Source organism: Bacillus sp. LH1 (assembly GCF_057924895.1).
Map to the genome: position 1 here is coordinate 558,439 of NZ_CM175007.1, position 22,160 is coordinate 580,598.

Sequence of the window (22,160 nt, forward strand, 5' to 3'; positions counted from 1 at the left end):
GGTTTTATTAATCTACTTTTCCCTCAGTTGTTACGGATTCAGAAGTAATTTGAGGTGCTAATCGTTACATAACCTTTTTTATTTTTTGAGATACTTCTTTTGTTTGCAAATTAACATCTTCTTTTCGCAGCTCCTTAAAGAGCGAAATGACCATAAGAATGACTACGATAGAAAATGGTAGTGCTGCGATGATAGCTGCGATTTGTAGTGCATTTAATCCTCCAGCTTGTAATAAAAGAGCTGCAATGATCGCGATTGTTAATCCCCATATAAGTTTTAAACTATTTTTCGGTGATAAGCTTCCGTTACTCGTTTGCATGGAAACAACAAATGTTGCTGAATCAGCAGAAGTAACGAAAAATGTGGCTACTAAAATTAACCCGATAATCGTTAAAAATGTAGAGAATGGTAGATGTGAAATAACAGCAAATAATCCAATCTCTGTACCATTTTTTGCAATTTCATCAGCTATTCCAAGCGATTGGAACATTTCCATATGAATTGCGGTACCACCAAATACTGCAAACCAAAATGTACAGATAAGAGTTGGGACTAATACAACTCCAAAAATAAATTCTTTTATTGTACGCCCTTTAGAAATACGTGCGATAAATGTGCCGACGAATGGAGACCAAGAAATCCACCATCCCCAATAGAAAATAGTCCAGTTTTCAATCCAAGAAGAAGATTTTTCATTAAATGCTCCTAAATTTAATCCCATACTAGGCAAAGCTCCAATATAAGAACCGAGTGTAGATGTGAAATATTTCATAATAAATACGGTTGGCCCTAAAAGTAAGAAAGAGATGAGTAAAATACCTGCAAGAGAGAAATTCAAGTTACTCAAATATTTAATCCCACGATCTAAGCCAGTTTGTGCACTTGTTAAATATAAAACAGCGAAGATAGCTATAAGTACGAGCTGGGTAAGTAAAGTGTTATGAATGGAAGGGAATAAATAGCTTAATCCTCCAGCAATTTGTTGAGCACCAATCCCAACAGATGGTACAATGCCAAACACTGTGGCTAAAACAGCTAAAATATCAACTGTTTTTCCAATACGGGAATTTTTCGATCGATTAAATAATGGAGTAACTGTAGCCCCGATAGTGCTACCTTTTTGTTTGCGGAATGTGAAATATGCAATTGTTAAAGCGACCATTGCGTATAGTGACCACGGAAAGAGTCCCCAGTGGAAAAATGAATATTGCATAGCGAGTTTGGCGCTTTCTTCTGTACCTGCTTTTCCTGTTAACGGATCTGTAAAATGTGAAATCGGTTCAGCGATTCCATAAAAGAGGAGTCCAATTCCCATTCCTGCCCCAAACAACATGGATAGCCAAGATGGATAATTATATTTTGGCTTTTCTCCATCTTTACCGAGACGAATAGAACCGTACTTGGAAAATGCTAAATAAGCAGCCAAAATAATCATTGTAGTCATAAGTAGAGAGTAAAACCATCCAAATTTATTGAGGATAAATGAGTTTAAAGAAGATGTAACACTTTGTAAATCGTAGCCTTGTATCCAACTTGCTGGGGTAATTCCCCATATAATGAATAATGTTGTTAGCAAGAAGGAGATATAAAATACACTGTTTTCTTTTTTTATCATAGAATCCCACCATTATTTAATAAAGTTAACAATTATAATAATCATAACAATTAAGTTTTTAATTGTCAAAAAATTCCCTTTTTATAATGTGAAAGGATGCAATTTGTTTTAGGGAGGTAAAGAGCAATGCGTTCACGATATGTACAAATTATAGGAAGAAATAATATGAAATATTGCATTTTATATTGTTACATCCAGATTTTATGTTAAATTCTTGAATGGAATATTAAAATAGGGGGTCAGGATATGAACAAGAAATCAAAGATCAATAAAGTGATGCTTAGCATTAGTACAATGGCTTTATCGTTAGGCGCACTTCAAACTCATGCAGCAGCGGAAGAAAAAGTACCGTATAACGTGTTAAAAACGAAACCGGTTGGAATTGAAAAGTCGGTAGATGAAGTTGGACATATTTCAAAAGTTGATGAAACTTTATCATTTCAAGAACGTTTAAAAGTAGGAGATTTTTCACAGCGACCAGCATCTATTACGAAGAAAACTGCAGTAAAGCAGGTTAAAGAAAGCTATTCAATGGCTGATTTAAACAAAATGAATGACCAAGAATTAGTTGAAACGTTAGGCAGTATTAAATGGCACCAAATTACAGACTTATTCCAGTTTAATGAAGATGCAAAGGCTTTTTATAAAGATAAAGGAAAAATGCAAGTCATTATAGATGAATTAGCTCATAGAGGTAGTACATTTACGAAAGATGATTCAAAAGGAATTCAAACGTTTACTGAAGTGCTGCGTTCAGCTTTTTATCTTGCATTTTATAATAGTGAATTAAGCGACTTAAATGAAAGAAGCTTCCAGGATAAATGTTTACCTGCTTTAAAAGCAATCGCAAAAAATCCAAACTTTAAGCTTGGTACAGTTGAACAAGATACAGTCGTATCTGCATACGGTAAATTAATTAGTAATGCTTCAAGCGATGTTGAAACGGTTCAATACGCATCGAATATTTTAAAGCAATACAATGATAATTATACTACTTATGTAAATGATCGAATGAAGGGACAAGCAATATACGATATTATGCAAGGTATTGACTATGATATACAGTCGTACTTAACTGAGGCTCGTAAAGAAGCGAATGAAACGATGTGGTATGGAAAAGTAGATGGGTTTATTAATGAAATAAATCGTATTGCTCTTCTAAATGAAGTAACGTCAGAAAATAAATGGCTCGTTAATAATGGAATTTATTTTGCTAGCCGTTTAGGGAAGTTTCATAGCAATCCAAATAAAGGATTAGAGGTTGTTACACAAGCAATGCATATGTACCCGCGCTTAAGTGAACCGTATTTTGTTGCGGTAGAACAAATTACAACAAATTATAATGGTAAAGATTATAGCGGGAATACAGTAGATTTAGAGAAAATACGTAAAGAAGGAAAAGAGCAATACTTACCAAAAACGTATACATTCGACGATGGATCAATTGTGTTCAAAACAGGAGATAAAGTATCAGAAGAAAAAATTAAGAGACTATATTGGGCTGCGAAGGAAGTAAAGGCACAGTATCACCGTGTAATTGGAAATGACAAAGCGTTAGAGCCAGGAAATGCGGATGATGTATTAACGATCGTAATTTATAATAGTCCAGATGAATATCAGTTAAATAGACAATTGTATGGATATGAAACAAACAACGGTGGAATTTATATTGAAGAGACAGGTACATTCTTTACATATGAGCGTACACCAGAGCAAAGTATTTATAGTTTAGAAGAGTTATTCCGTCATGAATTTACTCATTATCTGCAAGGGAGATATGAAGTTCCTGGTTTATTTGGAAGAGGAGATATGTATCAAAATGAAAGGCTAACTTGGTTCCAAGAAGGAAATGCAGAGTTTTTCGCAGGATCTACTCGTACGAATAACGTTGTACCAAGAAAGAGTATAATTAGCGGATTATCATCTGATCCTGCAAGCCGTTATACAGCAGAGCGTACACTATTTGCTAAATACGGTTCTTGGGATTTCTATAATTACTCGTTCGCATTGCAGTCTTACTTATATACGCATCAGTTTGAAACATTTGATAAAATTCAAGATTTGATTCGTGCGAATGACGTGAAAAATTATGATGCATATCGTGAAAATCTAAGTAAAGATCCTAAGTTAAATAAAGAGTATCAAGAGTATATGCAGCAGTTAATTGATAATCAAGATAAATATAATGTACCGGAAGTAGCAGATGATTATTTAGCTGAACATGCACCGAAATCGTTAACTGAAGTGAAAAAAGAAATTAGTGATACGTTGCCTATGAATGATACAAAAATGACAAAACATAATTCTCAATTCTTTAATACATTTACATTAGAAGGTACGTATACAGGTAGTGTCACAAAAGGTGAATCAGAAGATTGGAAAGCAATGAGTAAAAGAGTAAATGAATCTTTAGAACAATTGGCGCAAAAAGAATGGAGTGGCTACAAAACTGTTACAGCATACTTCGTCAATTATCGTGTGAATAGCTCAAATGAATTTGAATATGATGTAGTCTTCCATGGAATCGCAAAAGATGATGGAGAAAATAAAGCTCCAACGGTTAATATAAATGGCCCTTATAGCGGTCTTGTAAAAGAGGGAATTCAATTTAAAAGTGATGGCTCAAACGATGAAGATGGAAAAATTGTTTCTTATTTATGGGAATTTGGAGATGGAAGCACAAGTGCAGAAGTGAATCCAGTACATGTATATGAAAGAGAAGGTTCTTATAAAGTATCGTTAAGAGTAAAAGATGATAAGGGAAAAGAGAGCAGAAGCGAAACAACTGTTACGATTAAAGATGGAAGTTTAACAGAATCAGAACCAAATAATCGTCCAGAGGAAGCAAATCGTATCGGGCTAAATAGTACGATAAAAGGTAGTCTTATTGGCGGGGACCACACTGATGTTTATACATTTAATGTAGCATCAGCGAAAGATATCGACATTTCTGTTTTAAATGAGTATGGAATTGGGATGACATGGGTACTTCACCATGAATCAGATATGCAAAATTATGCAGCTTACGGTCAAGCTAATGGGAATCATATAGAAGCAAAATTTAATGCAAAACCAGGTAAGTATTACTTGTATGTATATAAATATGATAATGGCGATGGAACATACGAATTGTCAGTAAAATAAGTGATTTTCCAATGTATGTTTAACTTTACTTTTTGTGGAAAATAGTATATTATATAGATATATAATATATCGGTTATTTTCTAGGAGGAGCCTGTCACAATAGGTTTCTCCTGTTCTTTTTTAGGGGCCTGTTTTACAGGCTTTTCTTTAAAGATTAAATAACTGAAAATTAAGAACTATAATCTTTGAAAGAGGTGGGGCATACACATAACAAAAAAGGGATTGTTTAAGAAAGGGGGATAAGAAATGGTCTTGTTTGGTTATCCACTTGAAGCAATTTATTTATATGGATTTATTATTGCTACTATACTCACTGTTATTTATATCTTCTTTGGAGATATATTTGAATCGATATTTAGTTTTGGGGGCGGATCTGTATCCGTTGTTACTTTATTACTTAGTTTCTTCGCCATGTTATGTGGGCTTAGTTATATAGGAGAGTACTTATTTTCCTTTAATAGTATTACTATTTTCGGGGCTGCATTTGCTATATCTTTTATCGGTGTTTTCATCATGAAAATACTAATTTTAAAACCGATTGCAGAAGCAGAACAAAATACGATGCAACGTATGGATGAATTTATCGGTTGCAAAGGAGAAGTCATTACGACAATTCCTACAGAAGGATTTGGTGAAGTATTAATTTTATCCCAATTTGGAAGTAATGCAATCCCAGCTAAAACTGTTGGAAAAAAAGATATTTCGCAAGGAACAGAGGTTATTATCGAGGGAGTCCAAGATGGTGTTTTACTTGTACAAAACATCGCTTATTCTTTAAAAAAACCAAAATTATAAGGGGGAATTTACATGACGATTCCATTAATTATCGGTGGAGTTTTACTGGCAATTTTAATTCTACTCATTTTAGTATTCATTACGAAGTATCGTACGGTTGGTCCAGATGAAGCATTAATTGTTACAGGGAACTGGCTTGGTGGAGGAAAGAATGTTGTTACCACTGATGATGGAAAGAAGATTAAGATTATCCGCGGGGGCGGTACTTTCGTAGTTCCAATTATGCAAAGAGCAGAGCCTTTAAGCCTATTAAACTACAAATTAGAAGTTGGTACACGTGATACGTATACGAAGCAAGGTGTTCCAGTTACAGTAAATGGTGTTTCTATTATTAAAGTAGGTTCTACAATTGAAGAAGTATCTACTGCAGCTGAGCAATATTTAGGAAAAGAAACAGAAGAGTTAAAAGTAGAAGCAAAAGAGGTTTTAGAAGGTCACTTACGTGCAATCTTATCTTCTATGACAGTAGAGGATGCGTATAGTAATAGAGAGCAATTTGCTCAAAAGGTACATGAAGTAGCTTCTACAGATTTAAAGAAGATGGGACTTCGCATTGTTTCTTTCACAATTAAAGAAATAATGGATAAAAACGGATACTTAGATGCGCTTGGTCAGCCGCAAATTGCGACAGTTAAGCGTGATGCAACAATTGCAAATGCAGAGCGTGAAAAAGAAGCACGTATTGAAAAAGCACGTGCTGAAAAAGAGGCAAAAGAAGCAGAATATCAACGTGATGCACAAATCGCTGAAGCTGAAAAACATAAAGAATTAAAAGTACAGTCCTATAAGAGAGAACAAGAGCAAGCACGTGCAGATGCGGATCTTTCTTACGAATTACAACAAGCGAAAGCACAACAAGGTGTTACAGAAGAGCAAATGCGCGTTAAAATCATTGAGCGTGAAAAGCAAATCGAGTTAGAAGAAAAAGAGATTGCGCGTCGTGAAAAGCAATACGATGCAGAAGTTAAGAAAAAAGCAGATGCAGATCGTTATGCTGTTGAGCAATCAGCAGAAGCAGAAAAAGTAAAACAAATTAAAAAGGCAGATGCGGATCAATATAAGATTGAAGCTGAAGCGAGAGCTCGTGCGGAAGAAGTACGTGTGGAAGGTTTAGCGAAGGCGGAAATCGAAAAAGCGCAAGGTCAAGCGAAAGCGGAAGTACAAAAAGCGCAAGGTACAGCAGAAGCAGATGTTATTAGATTAAAAGGTTTAGCAGAAGCAGAAGCGAAACAAAAAATTGCTGAAGCATTTGAATTATATGGTCAAGCGGCAATTATGGATATGGTTCTTAAAATGCTTCCAAGTTATGCGAAGGAAGTTGCAAGTCCGCTTAGTAATATTGATAAAATCACAGTTGTCGATACAGGCGGCGGTGGTAAAAATAGCGGGGCCGGAAAAGTTGCGGGCTATGCGACTGATTTAATGGCAACGATGCAAGAAACGTTAAAGGCTTCTTCTGGAATTGACTTAAAAGAGCTATTAGAAGGATTTGCAGGAAAAGGAGCAGTGCAACAATTATCAAGTGATAAACCTGTTGTATCTGTAGTAGAAGATAAGAAAAAAGAAGTAGATAAAGAATAGTAAGGTGGAAAGAACCTCTAGTAAGTGAAATACTAGAGGTTCTCCTATGAATTATAATATTTCGAATAATATACATTTTTATACATTGTTTTAATTATTTAATTTATATAGAATGAAAAAGATATGTATCAATTCTTTAGATGTATAAAAAGATAGAGAGTCTCATTGATACATTTAAATCGTATTATTTTTATAGAAAGATTAAATGTTAATTAATTACATTTAAAACGGTATGGAGGGGTAGAAGTATGTTTCAAGGGAATTTAAGGAGTAGTAGTTTAAAAACAAAGTTACTTGTATCATTTATTATTATTTTAATTCTTCCAAGTATTGTAATTGGTTGGACGTCTTATCAACAGGCGAAGACGAATTTTAATGAAACGATTTTAAACTCGGCGAAAGATAATATAAAAATTTTGGATAATGTAATTAATAAAGAATTGGATAGTAAAAAAGTAGATGCAACTTATTTTACGAAATTATTCACACAATCAAGTTACCACGCAGATCAAATTCAAAACATACAAAATAAACTAGAAGAATACAATAAACTGCATCCAGAAATGGAAGCAATCTATACAGGATCTGGTAATGGACAGTTCATTCAATCACCAGCTATTCAGATGCCAGATGGATATAATCCTACAGAAAGAGATTGGTATAAAGAGGCCGTGAAGAAAAGTGGAGAGGTAATTGTAACTGCTCCATATAAGTCAAAAACGACAGGGAATATTGTTATTACACTAGCAAAACAAAACGAGGATAAAAGTGGAGTTCTTGGGATTGACTTAATCATTAATAATATTGTTACTACTTCCAAGATGGTTAATATTGGTAAGGAAGGATATGTAGCGATATTTGATCAAGATAAAAATGTAGTAGCGCACCCGAAAATGAAGCCAGGAGAGAAATTAGAAGAGAAACTTAGTAAAGAATTGTATAAACAGGAAGCTGGGGATTTTCATTATTCATTAGATGGTGAAGATCGCAATATCACTTTTAAAACGAATAAGAAAACTGGGTGGAAAATAGCAGGAATTATGCCTTCCAAAGAAATTATCGAAGCGGCTGAACCTATTTTCTATAAAACAGTAACTGTTCTTGGAATTTCACTAATAATCGGTGGGATTGTAATTTACTTCATAATTGCGTCTATTATTAAACCGTTAAAACAACTTGTCATATCATCGAAGAAGATTAGTGAAGGTGATTTAACAGAATCAATTACAGTTCATTCTAAAGATGAAATTGGACAGCTAGGAGAAAGTTTTAACGAGATGGCTGCATCGTTACAAAGTGTCATTTCCAATATAAACACTTCAGCAAGTCATGTAGCGGCATCTTCAGAAGAATTAACAGCTAGTATGAAGCAGACAAGCGAAGCAACGGAACAAATTACACAGGCGATAGAGCAAGTATCAAGTGGTGCAGAAATACAAACGAAAGAAGTTGAAGAAGGAGCAACATTGTTAGAAGAAGTTACAGAAGGAATTCAGCGTGTTGCAGATAGTTCTTCATTAGTATCTACAGCCTCTATGTATACGAAGAAAAAAGCTGAAAATGGTGGGAAGTTAGTTGAACAAACTGTGAATCAAATGCAATTAATTCATGAGTCTGTTTCACAGTCAGACAAAATCATTGGTTTGTTAGACGATAAGTCGAAACAAATTGGAGCAATCCTTGAAGTGATTCAACATATTGCAGAACAGACAAATTTATTAGCGTTAAATGCGGCAATTGAGGCTGCGAGAGCTGGAGAGCAAGGAAGAGGATTTGCAATTGTAGCAGATGAAGTGCGAAAGCTAGCAGAACAATCAGGACAGTCTTCTACGGAAATTGGGAAACTAGTGAAAGAGATTCAATTTGATATAAAAGAAACAGTAAGCTCTATGAATCAAGTTGGAGCAGAAGTACAATCAGGACTTGTAGTTGCAAATGAAACGAAGCAAAGCTTTGCCGAAATATTGAAGTCTACAAATGATACAGTTGTACAAATTGATAGCATGGTAGATGTAGCAAAACAAATGACGGTAGATGCAAAACAAGTAAGTGCATCTATTAATGAAATTGCAGCCACAATTGAAGAAAATGCAGCAAGCGTTCAAAATATTGCTGGTTCTTCAGAAGAACAATTAGCTTCAGTAGATGAAATAAATGCAGCAGCAGTCCATTTATCACAAATGGCAGAAGAATTACAAGAGATGATTAGTAAGTTTAAAGTGTAATAACAAATATTAAGAAACGAGGTAATAATTTTACTTCGTTTCTTTTTTTATGAAGAGAAAAAGAAAGAAATATAGAGTAACCGTGTTATGATTAAGTATAATTAAAGAGACTGTATATTCTTTAAATTCTATCTTTAATCATGTTAGGGGAATGGTTTTGAAATTAAAAAAATTAAAACTCCAACCGAGAATTACATTAACTATTAGTACACTTATTTTAGTGGTACTTCTGCTAACGAGTTATTTATTTTATTACATATTATCTGAAACGGTAGAAGAGCAAATTGGGAAACGGGCTTTACATGTTGCGAAAACAGTTGCCGCGATACCAGAAATTCAGGAAGCTTTTCAAAAAGAAAATCCAGCTTCTATTATTCAGCCAATCGCAGAAAAAATTCGAATGGATACAGAGGCTGACTTCATTGTAGTTGGAAACAAAGAGGGGATTCGTTATGCGCATCCTGAGCGAGATAAAATAGGAGAAAAAATGGTTGGCGGAGATAATAAAGGCGTTTTATTAGAAGGAAAATCATATGTTTCGAAAGCAACTGGATCATTAGGCCCTTCATTACGCGGAAAAGTTCCAATCCGTAATCAGGAAAATGAAATCATTGGTGTGGTGTCTGTTGGATTTTCAATGGCTGATATTCATGGAGCGGTAGAAGTGTATGGAAAGCGTGTATTTTGGATTACAATAATAGGGCTATTAATTGGAGTAATCGGCTCTATATATTTAGCGGCAAGTATAAAAAGAATGATGTTCGGGATGGAGCCAGAAGAAATTTCATCTTTATATGAAGAGCATAGTACAGTGATTCAATCTGTACGTGAAGGGATTATTGTAATCGATAAAAATGGCATGATTAGTTTAGTCAATCAAGCAGCTTATGATATTCTTTCGCTAGATAAACAACAAAATATTATTGGGGAATTTATTTTAAATGTAATTCCTAATTCAACGATACTAGATGTACTTCAAACTGGTGAAGAACAGTTTGATCGCCAATTAAATATAAAAGGACAGGCTGTTATTGCGAACCGTCTACCTATTAAAGTAAAGAATAAAGTAACTGGTGTTGTATCGAGCTTACGTTTGAAATCTGAAATGGATCAGTTAACAGCAGAATTATCTCAGACGAAGCAATATACAGAGGCATTACGAGCGCAAGCGCACGAATATAATAATTTATTGTATACGCTTTCAGGTCTTATTCAATTAGAATCATACGAAGATGCTTTAGAGCTTATTCATAAGGAAACAGCGGTATATCAAGATTTTGTTCAATTTATTATGAAGCGGATTCAAAATCCATGGCTAGGTGGAATTTTAATTGGATTTTATAATAGAGCACGAGAGTTGAAGATTGATTTTATGCTAGATAGAGAAAGTGGTTTAGAAAAATTAAGTCCACATATTGAGAGTAATTATGTCGTTTCTATTTTAGGAAATTTAATTACGAATGCATTTGAAGCAATTGAAAAAAATGAAGAGAATGATAAGAAAGTAAGGATGTTTGTAACTGATATTGGAGAAGAAATATTAATTGAAGTGGAAGATTCAGGGCAAGGGATTCATGATGAAATAATTACTAGCATATTCTATAAAGGCTTTTCGACGAAAGAAGGAGGAGAGCGAGGATATGGATTAGCAAAAGTGAAAGAGTTAGTAGAAGATTTAAATGGAAGTATTGCAATTGAAAAAGGGGATTTAGGTGGTGCGTTATTTATTATTGCACTACCGAAAGAGAGAGGCGAATAGTAATGGGTGAGGAGATTGAAGTATTAATTGTAGAAGATGATATTCGGATTGCTGACATTCATCGTCGTTTTACTGAGAAAATTGAGGGATTTAAAGTAATTGGAACGGCAACGACTGGAGAACAAGCGAAAGAATGGCTAGAGCTTGTGAAGCCACAGCTTGTTTTATTAGATGTGTACTTACCTGATATGCAAGGAACGGAACTTGTCACATATATTAGGCATCATTTGCACGATACAGATATTATTATGATTACAGCGGCATCGGAAACAGATGTAGTGAGGCACGCCCTGCGGGGCGGAGTAACAGATTATATCGTAAAGCCACTAATGTTTGATCGATTTAAAGCAAGTCTGGAAGGCTATCAAAAAAAGATTATACAGTTAAAGAAAAATAATCAATTATCTACGGAGCAAATTGAATATTTATGGTCTCAAAGAGGGGTGAAGGGAGATCAAATAGAATATGCCCCGAAAGGGATAGATCCTTTAACTTTAGCGAAAATAAAAAAGCATATGTTAACAGTTAATGAAGAAGGGATTACAGCAGAGGTGCTAAGTTCAATGGTAGGCGTAAGCCGATCAACGGCAAGGCGTTATTTAGAGTATTTGATATCTGGGAAGAAAGTTCACGCAGAGCTAATATATGGAAGTGTTGGGAGACCCGAGAGACGTTATTTTCTTGTTTCTTCATAATAAAAAACAGTAGAGGATTTTATTCCTTCTACTGTTTTTTTGCATCTTATATTGGAATAATCCCAATTACAATTCCGGTAATTAACATAACCATTGTCGTTCCAACGGCCCACAATAAAGTGAAGCGTTGATGTTCACCGAAATCAACTTTTGCCATTCCGACCAATAAATAAGTGGAAGCGACAAGAGGACTTAATAAGTGAACGGGTTGCCCAAGTAAGGAAGCGCGTCCCATTTCAGCTGCACTAATTCCGTAAGTAGCAGCAGCTTTCGTCAAAATAGGTAATACCCCGAAGTAAAATGCATCATTAGACATGAAAAATGTGAATGGCATACTGAGAAGTGCTGTAATAATTGGCAATTGTGGTCCAAGTGCATCTGGTATAAGAGTTACTACACTGTTAGCCATTGCATCTACCATTTTTGTTCCAGATAAAATACCAGTGAAAATACCGGCAGCAAATACGAGAGAAACAACTGCTAATACATTCCCAGCATGAGAAGCAATACGTTCTTTCTGTTGCTCTAAGTTTGGATAGTTAATCATAACAGCGATAGCAAAAGCGACTGTAAATAAAACAGGTAATGGCATAACTTCTAGTATGAGACAGACAAGTAATGTGGCGGTTAATAAAAAGTTAATCCATAGAAGTTTAGGGCGTTTATGCACTGCTGCTTCGACAGTTGCAGCTTGCTCATCCATTGTTTGCATTTGTTTTAAATACTGTACATCCATAATTCCTAAACGTTTTCTTTCTTTTTTTCCAAGATAGTAGGCAACGAAAACAACCCAAATTGCACCAGCAATCATTCCTGGAATAAGAGGTGTAAATAATTCGGAAGCCTCAAGCCCAAGTGCGCTCATAACACGAGCTGTGGGTCCACCCCAAGGTGTAAGATTTGTTACCCCTGCCCCTAACATAACAACTCCAGCTAATATGAGGGGGTTCATTCCAAGGCGCTTATATAGTGGATACATTGCGGAAACTGTAATCATGTATGTTGTTGTACCATCACCATCTAGAGAAACGATAATAGTCAATATAGCCGTTCCGACAACGATTTTTAAAGGATCTCCTTTTACAAATTTTAAAATCTTACTAATGACAGGATCGAATAAACCGCTATCAATCATAATCCCAAAATATAAAATAGCGAACATAAGCATAATACCAGTAGGTGCTAATTTTTGGATCCCCTCTAACATCATAGGTCCCATATCGGCATAGAATCCGCCAATTAATGCAAAAACACTCGGAATTAATATTAATGCTACTAGCGCTGACATACGTTTCGTCATAATTAAAAACATAAAGACAAATACCATCGCAAATCCAAGTAGTGCTAACATGTAATTTCCCCCTCAAAAAAATGATTGCGCTTTCAAAATAGAATAAAAATTCAGAAAAAGGTTTTTTATTTATAATAAAAGCATCTATTCAAATGGTAAATAATTTGAAAAATAACATCATTAGAAGCATAATTTTTATTTTGTTCATTTTGTTCACGGTAGTTAATTTGAATTTTTAAAAAGTAAGCTGCTTCTCGTAAGAATGGTAGAATAAGATGAAAATAGTGAAGTGTGAAATAGGGAGTAGATGTTATATGAAAACGAGAATTGAAGAGATTTATAGCTCTTATGAAGGAAAAGTAGAGGAGATTTTTATCAATGAATCTTCTTACGTATATGAATGGGAAAAATTACTGATGATCCGAAAAAATGACGGTGAGCTTAAAAAAATTGCAGTCGGGATTAGTGGAAATATAAGATTGGTAAATGTAGAAGTTGGACAGGAAATTAGTGCGGATACATTATTAGTTAAATTAGAAGATGATTTGTTAATTACAGGTTGCGAGTGATGAGAGATGTGTAGAAATAACTACACATCTTTTTTTGTTTCCTATATTACAAAAAGCACATTGTTTTTTCACAAATCTCACACAACCTTTTGGTATTCTTTTCGTGGAGTATACGGTTTCTAGGGAGGAATATTGATGAAAGTAAAATATGTCGTACTTGCTATATGTTTATGTTTCGTATTTACGGTAGTCGGGTGTGGGAAAAAGGAAACAGCAGCTGTTGCCATTGATGAGAAACATGATAAATGTGATATTTGCCAAATTGGGGTAACAGATAATCAATTTGCAACAGAAATTATTTTAGAAAATGGAAAAGCGTTAAAGTTTGATGATATCGGTTGTATGTATAAATGGATGGAGATCAACTCAGATGAAAAGACGAAAGAGAAATTTGTCCGAGATTATGATTCGAAAGATTGGATTTCGTTAGAAGACGCTACTTACGTATATGATAAAACAATAACGACACCGATGGCTTATAATGTCATTTCATTTAAAAATAAAAAAGATGCAGAGAGCTTTGTATCTAACTATAAGGGGAAAGTTCTTTCGTATAAAGAGCTAGCAGAGCATAAATGGGAAATGAATAAAGAGATGATGGGGAAACCGAAAGCAGGAAATCATGGTGGACATCATTAATAGAAAAAGACAACTATGTAGTTGTCTTTTTCTATTATTACTCAGGTGCAAATATAGAAAAGGTGTAAAATTTTTAGCAGAACGGTTACAATGGAATATAGTAACCTAAAGCAATCATTTATGTACTTTTTAGAAATGTATACAAATGCGGTAAAAACGTGCTAAACTAATTGCTTCATAATGTTAATGATGGGGCCATCAGGCGTATCATTTCAATAGGTTGAGAAACATAGTATAAGCTTAAGATAATCCGATTAAAGAAGGAATCTAAAGGGCTTATGGATAAATGTACTCAAGAAGAGTTATTGTATGTGATGGAGGAATGGTTAAGAAAACATTATCTTTCATAGGAGCTGTAGTTGTGAGAAAACAAAAAATTTTATTATGTATTTTATTAGGACTTTTAATGACGGTAGTGGCTTGCGATAAGCAAGAAGAACCAGAATCGAAACCGGTTCATGTGAAAAATGAGAAGAAAAAAGAGAAGCATAAAGAACAGGAAGAATCTAAAGAAGAGAAAAGTATAAATTTAATGGACAAACAGTTGTTACTTTCAGCTACTCTTGGAGATACAGAGACAGCTATGAAGTTGATTCAGGATGGAGCGAATATAAACGTAGAAGGTGACAACGGAGAAACGCCTGTCCTTGCAGCGACGTACCAAAATCATGTAGAGACAGTTAAAGCATTAATTGGTGCAGGTGCTAATATTGAAATTAAAGATGAGAAAAAAAGTAATCCACTTCTTTATGCAAGTAGAGAAGGATATACGGATATTGTAAAAGTATTAATTAATGCAGGAGTTAATACGAAAGAAACGACTAGGTCAGGTGGGACAGCACTTATTTCTGCATCTGAGCGTGGCCATGTAGAGGTTGTTAAAGAATTATTAGAGCATACAGATATTGATGTGAATTATAAAAATGAACGTGGTGGAACAGCGTTATTAGAAGCAATTGTATTAGGAAATGGTAGTGAAAACCATAAGAAAGTAATTCAATTACTTATTGATCACGGTGCAGATGTAAACATGGCTAACAAGGAACATCTGACGCCACTGCAATACGCTGAAAAAAGAGGTTTTAAAGATATTGTAAATATGTTGAGGGTAGCTGGAGCGAATGAAGTAGTACAGCCACAACAACCAGTAGAGTAAAAAACGAAAAATAATCCCATTTAGATAGACAGAATGAAGAAATCAGTTAGTATGATGGATTCAGTAATGTGTATTTGAATGGGATTTTTATTTTGAACATGAAAAATAGATTATGAATGGATGGTAAATGGAGTAAATAAGGAGGCAACCTTATTTGGCAATTGTAAAAAATGAAAAAGTAGTTTCTGTTTGTTGCAGTGCCAGAAGTACGCCCGTAGCTGCTGAGGCAAGTGTGGAAACTTTAGCGGAGTTTCAAGGGAACGGATATGGTACTGATGTTGTTACAGCCTGGGCCATATCAATACAAGAGAAAAGGCGCATTCCACTTTATAGTACTGCTTGGGATAACTTTAGTTTGCAAGCAGTGGCAAGCAAACTAAAAATCATTAACTATGGAATGAATTTACATATTGATTGAATTTTAAGTATTGTTTCGTTCTATTTATTTATATTTTAATATCTAGATTAATGTAAATAATGATATGGTGAATATTAACATTCGATTAACACCTAATTAACAATCTATCAAAACTGACTTAATAAATGCGTAATATAGTAAAGGTAACAAAATAACTAGGGTAGAGAACATTTGAGAACACCCACTTACATATAATGTGCCACTTTCTTAGGTGTGCTCTATTCCCTAGAGTTCAAATAAGGAGAAAGGCGTTCTATGTAAGTAGGTGTTTTTAGTTTGGATAAAAATAGAACAGTTAGGTGGAATAAATGTTTAAAGAACCTTATATTGCGATGATAAAGGATTGGAAAGGATACAAAGCATACAAAAAATTGCCGAAAACAGTTTTTCTTATGACTGGTTCAATGCTGGAATTACCAGAGCGTGTATATGAATTGCAGAAACATGGACATGATGTATTTCTTCATTGTGATTTTATACAAGGCTTAAATACGAATACAGAGGAAGCGCTTTTGTATATTCAAGATGTTATCGGGGCACAAGGTATTATTTCAACAAAGGGTTCAACAATTCGAAATGCTAATAAAATTGGATTGAAAACAATTCAACGTATTTTTATTGTAGATACTTTATCTCTTACTAAATCAATTGAAAATTGTAAAACGACTAAACCAAATGCAGTAGAGATTATGCCGGGGATTATGCCTTCTATTATTAAGCAGCTAGTAGAGGAAATAGAGTTTCCTATTATTGCAGGAGGGCTGATTCAAACGCGAGAAGATGCGGAAATTGCAATTCGTGCAGGAGCAAGTGCGATTTCAACAAGTCATTATGAAGTATGGATACAAGAAGAAAAAAGGAGTGCAACCTTGTGATTGAATTGAAAAATGTTTCAAAGGTATATAAAAATGCAGAAGAGACAGCGGTTAAAGGCGTATCGGTTCATATTAAGAAGGGTGAATTTTTTGTTTTAGTTGGACCTTCGGGATGCGGGAAAAGCACATTATTACGAATGATCGCTGGCTTAGAAGAGATTTCTTCAGGAGATTTAATTATTAATGAACGTGTTGCAAATGATCTAGAGCCGAAAGACCGTAATCTATCAATGGTATTTCAAAATTATGCATTATATCCACACTTATCTGTAGAAGAAAATATTTTATTTGGACTTAAGGTAAGAAAAGTACAAAAAGAAGAGCGACAAAAGCGATTAATGGAAGCTATTGAAATGGTAGGACTGAAAGAGTATGTGAAAATGAAACCAGGCCAATTATCAGGCGGACAAAGACAGCGTGTTGCACTTGCCAGGGCAATTGTGAGTCAAGCGCCAATCTGTTTAATGGATGAACCACTTTCGAATTTGGATGCGAAATTACGTGCGCAAATGAGAATTGAAATTAGAGAAATTCAGCAGCGATTAGGAATTACGATGATTTACGTTACCCACGATCAAATAGAAGCGATGACTATGGGTGATCGTATCATGGTTTTAAATAAAGGAAGTATACAGCAAGTTGGAACACCACTTAACATATATAACGAACCAGCAAACGAATTTGTTGCAAGCTTTATAGGTTCTCCTTCTATGAATATAAATGATGGGGAAGTAAATAAAGAAAAAGGTGTATTACATATAGGACAATTGCAAATTCCATTATCTATTAGACAGTTAAAGCAATTACCAGAAGGAACAATTCGCATAGGCATGCGCCCTGAGCATATTGCACTGTCTGAGGAGGGACAAGAAGTGACGTTGCAATCTGTAGAAGTATTAGGGAATGAATCTATATTGAACTTTGCGGTAAATGGAACAACTTGGAGTGCGAAAGTTATCGGACAGTTACTCCTGAACAAAGGTGACAAAGTAAAATTATTATTCTCGCAAGAAAAGTTATGCTTCTTTAACGAAAACACGAATGAACGCTTAAAAGTGGTAGGTGAAGAAGAGTTGAAAGTGGTGGCGAAATAATGATCGAAGTAAGTAAGTTACCAGTTCAAACAAAGGTGTCAAAAAAGAAAAAATTATGGGAGAGAACGAAAGATTTAAGAATAGGATTATTGTTTTTGGCGCCATCTATTTTGCTATTTTCGATTTTTCTGTTCTATCCATTGTTTAGGACGATTTATTATAGTTTTTATTTAACCGATATACATGGAGAAGCTAATCTTTTCGTTGGCTTAGAAAATTATCAATATTTATTCTCTGATCCAGCCTTCTACAAAAGTATAAAATCAACTTTATTATTTGTTTTATATACAGTTCCTACGAGTATTATATTTGCTTTGTTTCTTGCATTGATTGCAAATGGAAAGGTAAGAGGTATTGGGTTATTCCGAGTTCTTTTTTCTTCGACGATGGGAATATCAGTAGCTGCTAGTGCAGTGATTTGGCTATTTTTATTTCATCCAAGTGTAGGATTATTTAATAATATATTAGCCTCTATGAACCTTCCTGCAATCGCATGGTTAACGAGTCCGGACTGGGCACTATTCTCTGTATCAGTTACAACAGTTTGGGTGAATACAGGTTTTGCATTTTTAGTTATATTAGGTGGTTTACAAAATATTGATACGTCTTTATATGAGAGTGCATCTATAGATGGTGCTAGTTATTTATATAAGCTTCGCCGTGTTACATTACCGATGCTATCACCAACTTTATTCTTTATTGTAACAGTAACATTAATTAGTGCGTTCCAAAGCTTTGGACAAATTGATATTTTAACGCACGGTGGACCAAATGATGCAACGAATTTAATTGTGTACTCGATTTACAAAGAGGCGTTTGTGAATCATCAATTTGGAACAGCAAGTGCACAAGCGATGGTATTATTTGTTTTCATTTTCGTTGCTACATTACTTCAATTTAAGTTTGCTGAGAGAAAGGTGCATTATAAATGATTGTTAAACAGTGGAAACAAAATTTCCTATTATACATGCTACTCATTATTAGTGCAGTGATGGTATTTTTTCCTGTACTGTATGTATTTTTAATAAGCTTTATGACACCAGACGATATTCAAATGAGAAGGTTATTTCCGACCCAGTTTACTTTTGATAATTTCATTAATATTTTTCAGAAAGTACCGATTTTTACATACTTATATAACAGTTTAATTGTATCGACAGTCGTTATGATTGGACAACTTATCGTATCAAGTTTAGCAGCTTATGCTTTTGTTTTTCTTCAGTTTAAAGGGAGAAACTTAATTTTCTTCCTGTTTATTTCAACGATGCTTATTCCGTGGGAAGCAACGATGGTGCCTAACTTTTTAACGATTCAAAACTTTGGCTGGATCAATAGTTTCGCCGGGATGACAGTGCCGTTTTTTGCAACAGCTTTCGGTATTTTCTTGTTACGTCAACATTTTATGACACTCCCGAATGAACTGAAAGAAGCTGCTTTTATTGAAGGGATTGGAAATATAAGATTTTTATTCAGCGTTGTAATACCGTATTGTAAAACGAGTTTTATTACGCTTGGAGTATATAGCTTTTTAACAACATGGAATATGTATTTATGGCCACTTTTAGTGACCACTGATGAAAAAGTAAGAACAGTGCAAATCGGTGTAAAGCAGCTTCAGTCTCAAGAAGTTGCAACTGATTGGGGAAGCGTAATGGCCGGTGTTACGGTTATCGTTATTCCAACATTGATTTTACTATTTTTAGGACAAAAGCAATTACAACAAGGATTAACAAAAGGTGCAATTAAATAACTAAGAGAAGGTGAGATTTAAATGAGTCTAGTTAAAAAAGGTGCTGCTCTATTAATGGTAGCAACAATGGCATTATCTAGTGCAGCTTGTTCAAATAGTAAAACAGAGGGAAAACCTGAAGTACAGGCAAAAGTAGCACCAGTTGAAAAAAATGGTGATAAAACTGTAATTCGCTTCTGGCATGCGATGGGTGGAAAAACACAAGGAGTATTAGATGGTCTTGTTGCAGACTATAATAAGTCGCAAAATAAATATGAGATAAAGGCAGAGTTCCAAGGGACATATGAAGAGTCTTTAACGAAATTTAGAACGATGTCTGCAACGAAAGAAGCGCCAGCTCTTGTTCAATCGAGTGAAATTACAACGAAATATATGATTGATAGCAAAAAAATCACACCAATTGATAGCTGGATAAAAAAAGATAAGTACGATACGTCAAAATTAGAAAAAGCAATTACAAATTATTATTCAGTTGATGGAAAAATGTATTCTATGCCATTTAATTCATCTACACCAGTATTAATTTATAATAAAGATGCTTTTGCAAAGGCGGGCTTAGATCCAGAGAAAGCTCCAAAAACATATGCGGAATTACAAGAAGCAGCGAAAAAGTTAACGATTAAAGAAGGCGAAAATGTAAAACAATATGGATTCTCCATGCTTAACTACGGTTGGTTCTTTGAAGAATTGTTAGCGACACAAGGTGCTTTATATGTAGATAACGAAAACGGCCGTAAAGATGCTGCAAAGAAGGCGGTATTTAACGGTAAAGAAGGACAGAAAGTATTTGGAATGTTAGATGATTTAAATAAAGCTGGCGCACTTGGAAAGTATGGAGCAAGTTGGGATGATATTCGTGCCGCGTTCCAATCTGGACAAGTTGCTATGTATTTAGATTCTTCAGCAGGTGTTCGTGATTTAATCGATGCATCTAAGTTTAATGTAGGTGTTTCATATATTCCGTATCCTGAGGATTCGAAACAAAATGGTGTTGTTATTGGTGGAGCATCATTATGGATGACGAATATGGTTTCAGAAGAAACGCAACAAGGTGCTTGGGACTTTATGAAATATTTAACGAAGCCAGACGTACAAGCAAAATGGCATACTGCAACAGGTTATTTCTCAATTAATCCAGATGCATATAATGAGCCATTAGTAAAAGAGCAATATGAAAAATATCCACAGTTGAAAGTAACAGTAGATCAATTGCAAGCGACGAAGCAATCTCCAGCAACACAAGGGGCTTTAATTAGTGTATTCCCAGAATCACGAGATGCAGTTGTAAAAGCATTAGAAGCGATGTATGACGGGAAGAATAGTAAAGAAGCGTTAGATGAAGCTGCCAAAGCAACAGATAGAGCAATTAGCATTTCAGCTCGTACGAGTCAAAAATAAGAGAAAGCCGTATCCTTAAAAGGGATACGGCTTTCTTTATAGGGAGATAAGGGATCAAAGAAATGATGAAGTCTTATCTCTTTTATATGAGTAAAGGGTCTAGAGTGAATGTTGTCCTTTTCATTATTTATTTAACTCCATTGCGACTTGTTTACCATTTACGAAAACCTCTACTACCGCTACTACAACTTCCATTACTTTTTTCATCTCTCATCTCTCCTTATTTTTTGTTTCATTTCTTACTCTCAGTATAAGGAAATACAGTAATTACAACTATCGAATTGGATGACAAGAGACTTACATTGTTGTAAGGATAATAGTTTAGTTTGTAATAAAGTGAAACTGTAATCAGTGGGGGGCTTACTGCCCGTTAATGCGGGATTTCAATTCTGAACTTTCTGTCGTTTTGAACTATAATTAGAAAGAGGGGGGATAATATGAAAAGAATTCTTGTTATTAGTGATATTCATGGAGAGATAGAAAAGTTCGAACATTTATTGGAAGAAGCTCAATATGATGCGAAACAGGATCAATTAATCTTACTGGGAGATTATGTAGATCGTGGTCCAAATGCGCGTGCTGTAATTGAAAAGGTAAGAGAATTGAAAAAAGATGGAGCACTCATTTTAAAAGGAAATCATGAAGATATGATGATTAAGGCGTTAACGACAAATGAGGAACGTTCATGGAACCATTGGGTAAAAAGAAATGGTGGAGATAAGACATTATATAGCTATGGATTTGTAGAAGAAGATATTGCGGTTAATGAGAAAGACTTCCAAAAACCGATTTTACACTCTCGTGTATTAGAGGAACATATAAAGTTTATTCAAGAATTAGATCATTACATTGAAACAGAAGAGTATATATTTGTACATGCTGGGGTTGAACCGATGAAACGAGTTTCTGAATCTGAACCATATACATTAATGTGGATCCGTAATGAATTTCATAATGGATATAGCGGTGAAAAGGTTATTGTATTTGGGCATACGGAAACAAAAACGCTTCATGGTAGTGAGGATTGCGGAGTGTATTTTGGTAGTAATCGTATTATTGGGATTGATGGCGGGGCTGTGTATGGCGGTCAGCTAAATTGTTTAGAGTTGCCGAGTAAAAAGGTATATGTAATAAAAAATTGAAAGAGATAAGAGGA

General features: G+C 34.7%; 17 protein-coding genes and 2 pseudogenes. 17 read left to right on the plus strand and 2 right to left on the minus strand.

The window, feature by feature from the left end; all coding sequences use genetic code 11:
- Nucleotides 1-64: 64 nt before the first annotated feature.
- Nucleotides 65-1,615, minus strand: coding sequence for a glycine betaine transporter OpuD (gene opuD, locus ACX9TM_RS02920; protein ID WP_063220131.1), 1,551 nt, complete (start codon nt 1,613-1,615; stop codon nt 65-67).
- A gap of 246 nt (nt 1,616-1,861) precedes the next feature.
- Here opuD and colA point away from each other — a divergent pair, with 246 nt between their 5' ends.
- The 7 genes and pseudogenes from colA (at nt 1,862) to ACX9TM_RS02955 (ending at nt 11,814) form a co-directional block, all read left to right on the plus strand.
- Nucleotides 1,862-4,759: a collagenase ColA gene (colA, locus tag ACX9TM_RS02925; RefSeq protein ID WP_001036408.1), complete on the plus strand. Its 2,898-nt coding sequence runs from the start codon at nt 1,862-1,864 to the stop codon at nt 4,757-4,759.
- Between the two features lie 246 nt (nt 4,760-5,005).
- Nucleotides 5,006-5,554, plus strand: coding sequence for an NfeD family protein (locus ACX9TM_RS02930; protein WP_065381985.1), 549 nt, complete (start codon nt 5,006-5,008; stop codon nt 5,552-5,554).
- Nucleotides 5,555-5,566: 12 nt separating this feature from the next.
- Nucleotides 5,567-7,135, plus strand: a complete 1,569-nt coding sequence (floT, locus tag ACX9TM_RS02935) for a flotillin lipid rafts scaffold protein FloT (protein WP_000155020.1) — start codon at nt 5,567-5,569, stop codon at nt 7,133-7,135.
- A 248-nt stretch (nt 7,136-7,383) separates the two neighbouring features.
- A pseudogene (locus ACX9TM_RS02940) lies at nt 7,384-8,418 on the plus strand (HAMP domain-containing protein); the annotation flags it as partial.
- An 81-nt stretch (nt 8,419-8,499) separates the two neighbouring features.
- Nucleotides 8,500-9,360 carry a methyl-accepting chemotaxis protein gene (locus tag ACX9TM_RS02945; RefSeq protein WP_370622813.1) on the plus strand — a complete coding sequence of 287 codons (861 nt, stop codon included), beginning with the start codon at nt 8,500-8,502 and terminating at the stop codon, nt 9,358-9,360.
- A gap of 151 nt (nt 9,361-9,511) precedes the next feature.
- Entirely contained in the window at nt 9,512-11,119 is a 1,608-nt protein-coding gene (locus ACX9TM_RS02950; RefSeq protein ID WP_002025277.1) for an ATP-binding protein, read from the plus strand.
- 2 nt (nt 11,120-11,121) lie between these two features.
- Nucleotides 11,122-11,814 carry a response regulator gene (locus ACX9TM_RS02955; protein WP_000503461.1) on the plus strand — a complete coding sequence of 231 codons (693 nt, stop codon included), beginning with the start codon at nt 11,122-11,124 and terminating at the stop codon, nt 11,812-11,814.
- A 46-nt stretch (nt 11,815-11,860) separates the two neighbouring features.
- Here ACX9TM_RS02955 and ACX9TM_RS02960 read toward each other — a convergent pair whose 3' ends face one another.
- Nucleotides 11,861-13,165: a CitMHS family transporter gene (locus tag ACX9TM_RS02960; RefSeq protein WP_000880464.1), complete on the minus strand. Its 1,305-nt coding sequence runs from the start codon at nt 13,163-13,165 to the stop codon at nt 11,861-11,863.
- A 254-nt stretch (nt 13,166-13,419) separates the two neighbouring features.
- On the opposite strand from ACX9TM_RS02960, the gene ACX9TM_RS02965 reads away from it, so the two are divergent.
- From ACX9TM_RS02965 to ACX9TM_RS03010, 10 genes and pseudogenes are all read left to right on the plus strand, one after another.
- Nucleotides 13,420-13,674 carry a hypothetical protein gene (locus ACX9TM_RS02965; protein WP_000857376.1) on the plus strand — a complete coding sequence of 85 codons (255 nt, stop codon included), beginning with the start codon at nt 13,420-13,422 and terminating at the stop codon, nt 13,672-13,674.
- 135 nt (nt 13,675-13,809) lie between these two features.
- Entirely contained in the window at nt 13,810-14,313 is a 504-nt protein-coding gene (locus ACX9TM_RS02970) for a nitrous oxide reductase accessory protein NosL (protein WP_000865665.1), read from the plus strand.
- A 286-nt stretch (nt 14,314-14,599) separates the two neighbouring features.
- A complete protein-coding gene (locus ACX9TM_RS02975) occupies nt 14,600-15,469 on the plus strand; it encodes an ankyrin repeat domain-containing protein (RefSeq protein WP_000287336.1) in 870 nt (289 codons plus the stop codon).
- 142 nt (nt 15,470-15,611) lie between these two features.
- Nucleotides 15,612-15,887, plus strand: a pseudogene (locus ACX9TM_RS02980) (GNAT family N-acetyltransferase); the annotation flags it as partial.
- Between the two features lie 308 nt (nt 15,888-16,195).
- Nucleotides 16,196-16,762 (plus strand): glycerol-3-phosphate responsive antiterminator, encoded by a 567-nt coding sequence (locus tag ACX9TM_RS02985; protein WP_000472003.1) that lies wholly within the window; start codon nt 16,196-16,198, stop codon nt 16,760-16,762.
- Nucleotides 16,759-17,856, plus strand: coding sequence for an ABC transporter ATP-binding protein (locus ACX9TM_RS02990; protein ID WP_000571391.1), 1,098 nt, complete (start codon nt 16,759-16,761; stop codon nt 17,854-17,856). The genes ACX9TM_RS02985 and ACX9TM_RS02990 overlap by 4 nt, the downstream gene beginning before the upstream one ends.
- Entirely contained in the window at nt 17,856-18,788 is a 933-nt protein-coding gene (locus ACX9TM_RS02995; protein ID WP_000573797.1) for a carbohydrate ABC transporter permease, read from the plus strand. The genes ACX9TM_RS02990 and ACX9TM_RS02995 overlap by 1 nt, the downstream gene beginning before the upstream one ends.
- Complete coding sequence (locus ACX9TM_RS03000) at nt 18,785-19,606, plus strand: carbohydrate ABC transporter permease (protein WP_065381987.1); 822 nt, start codon at nt 18,785-18,787, stop codon at nt 19,604-19,606. Before ACX9TM_RS02995 ends, ACX9TM_RS03000 begins: the two co-directional genes overlap by 4 nt.
- A gap of 21 nt (nt 19,607-19,627) precedes the next feature.
- Nucleotides 19,628-21,004, plus strand: a complete 1,377-nt coding sequence (locus ACX9TM_RS03005) for an ABC transporter substrate-binding protein (RefSeq protein WP_065381988.1) — start codon at nt 19,628-19,630, stop codon at nt 21,002-21,004.
- A 437-nt stretch (nt 21,005-21,441) separates the two neighbouring features.
- Nucleotides 21,442-22,146 (plus strand): metallophosphoesterase family protein, encoded by a 705-nt coding sequence (locus ACX9TM_RS03010; protein ID WP_000821949.1) that lies wholly within the window; start codon nt 21,442-21,444, stop codon nt 22,144-22,146.
- Nucleotides 22,147-22,160 lie beyond the last annotated feature (14 nt).

Coding starts and splice junctions, on each gene's coding strand:
- ACX9TM_RS02975 (WP_000287336.1), top strand. CDS start 14,600: ATGTACTCAAGAAGAGTTATTGTATGTGATGGAGGAATGGTTAAGAAA.
- ACX9TM_RS02970 (WP_000865665.1), top strand. CDS start 13,810: ATGAAAGTAAAATATGTCGTACTTGCTATATGTTTATGTTTCGTATTT.
- ACX9TM_RS02965 (WP_000857376.1), top strand. CDS start 13,420: ATGAAAACGAGAATTGAAGAGATTTATAGCTCTTATGAAGGAAAAGTA.
- ACX9TM_RS02995 (WP_000573797.1), top strand. CDS start 17,856: ATGATCGAAGTAAGTAAGTTACCAGTTCAAACAAAGGTGTCAAAAAAG.
- ACX9TM_RS03005 (WP_065381988.1), top strand. CDS start 19,628: ATGAGTCTAGTTAAAAAAGGTGCTGCTCTATTAATGGTAGCAACAATG.
- opuD (WP_063220131.1), bottom strand. CDS start 1,615: ATGATAAAAAAAGAAAACAGTGTATTTTATATCTCCTTCTTGCTAACA.
- ACX9TM_RS02930 (WP_065381985.1), top strand. CDS start 5,006: ATGGTCTTGTTTGGTTATCCACTTGAAGCAATTTATTTATATGGATTT.
- ACX9TM_RS02955 (WP_000503461.1), top strand. CDS start 11,122: ATGGGTGAGGAGATTGAAGTATTAATTGTAGAAGATGATATTCGGATT.
- ACX9TM_RS02945 (WP_370622813.1), top strand. CDS start 8,500: ATGAAGCAGACAAGCGAAGCAACGGAACAAATTACACAGGCGATAGAG.
- floT (WP_000155020.1), top strand. CDS start 5,567: ATGACGATTCCATTAATTATCGGTGGAGTTTTACTGGCAATTTTAATT.
- ACX9TM_RS02950 (WP_002025277.1), top strand. CDS start 9,512: ATGGTTTTGAAATTAAAAAAATTAAAACTCCAACCGAGAATTACATTA.
- ACX9TM_RS03000 (WP_065381987.1), top strand. CDS start 18,785: ATGATTGTTAAACAGTGGAAACAAAATTTCCTATTATACATGCTACTC.
- ACX9TM_RS02960 (WP_000880464.1), bottom strand. CDS start 13,165: ATGTTAGCACTACTTGGATTTGCGATGGTATTTGTCTTTATGTTTTTA.
- ACX9TM_RS02985 (WP_000472003.1), top strand. CDS start 16,196: ATGTTTAAAGAACCTTATATTGCGATGATAAAGGATTGGAAAGGATAC.
- colA (WP_001036408.1), top strand. CDS start 1,862: ATGAACAAGAAATCAAAGATCAATAAAGTGATGCTTAGCATTAGTACA.
- ACX9TM_RS03010 (WP_000821949.1), top strand. CDS start 21,442: ATGAAAAGAATTCTTGTTATTAGTGATATTCATGGAGAGATAGAAAAG.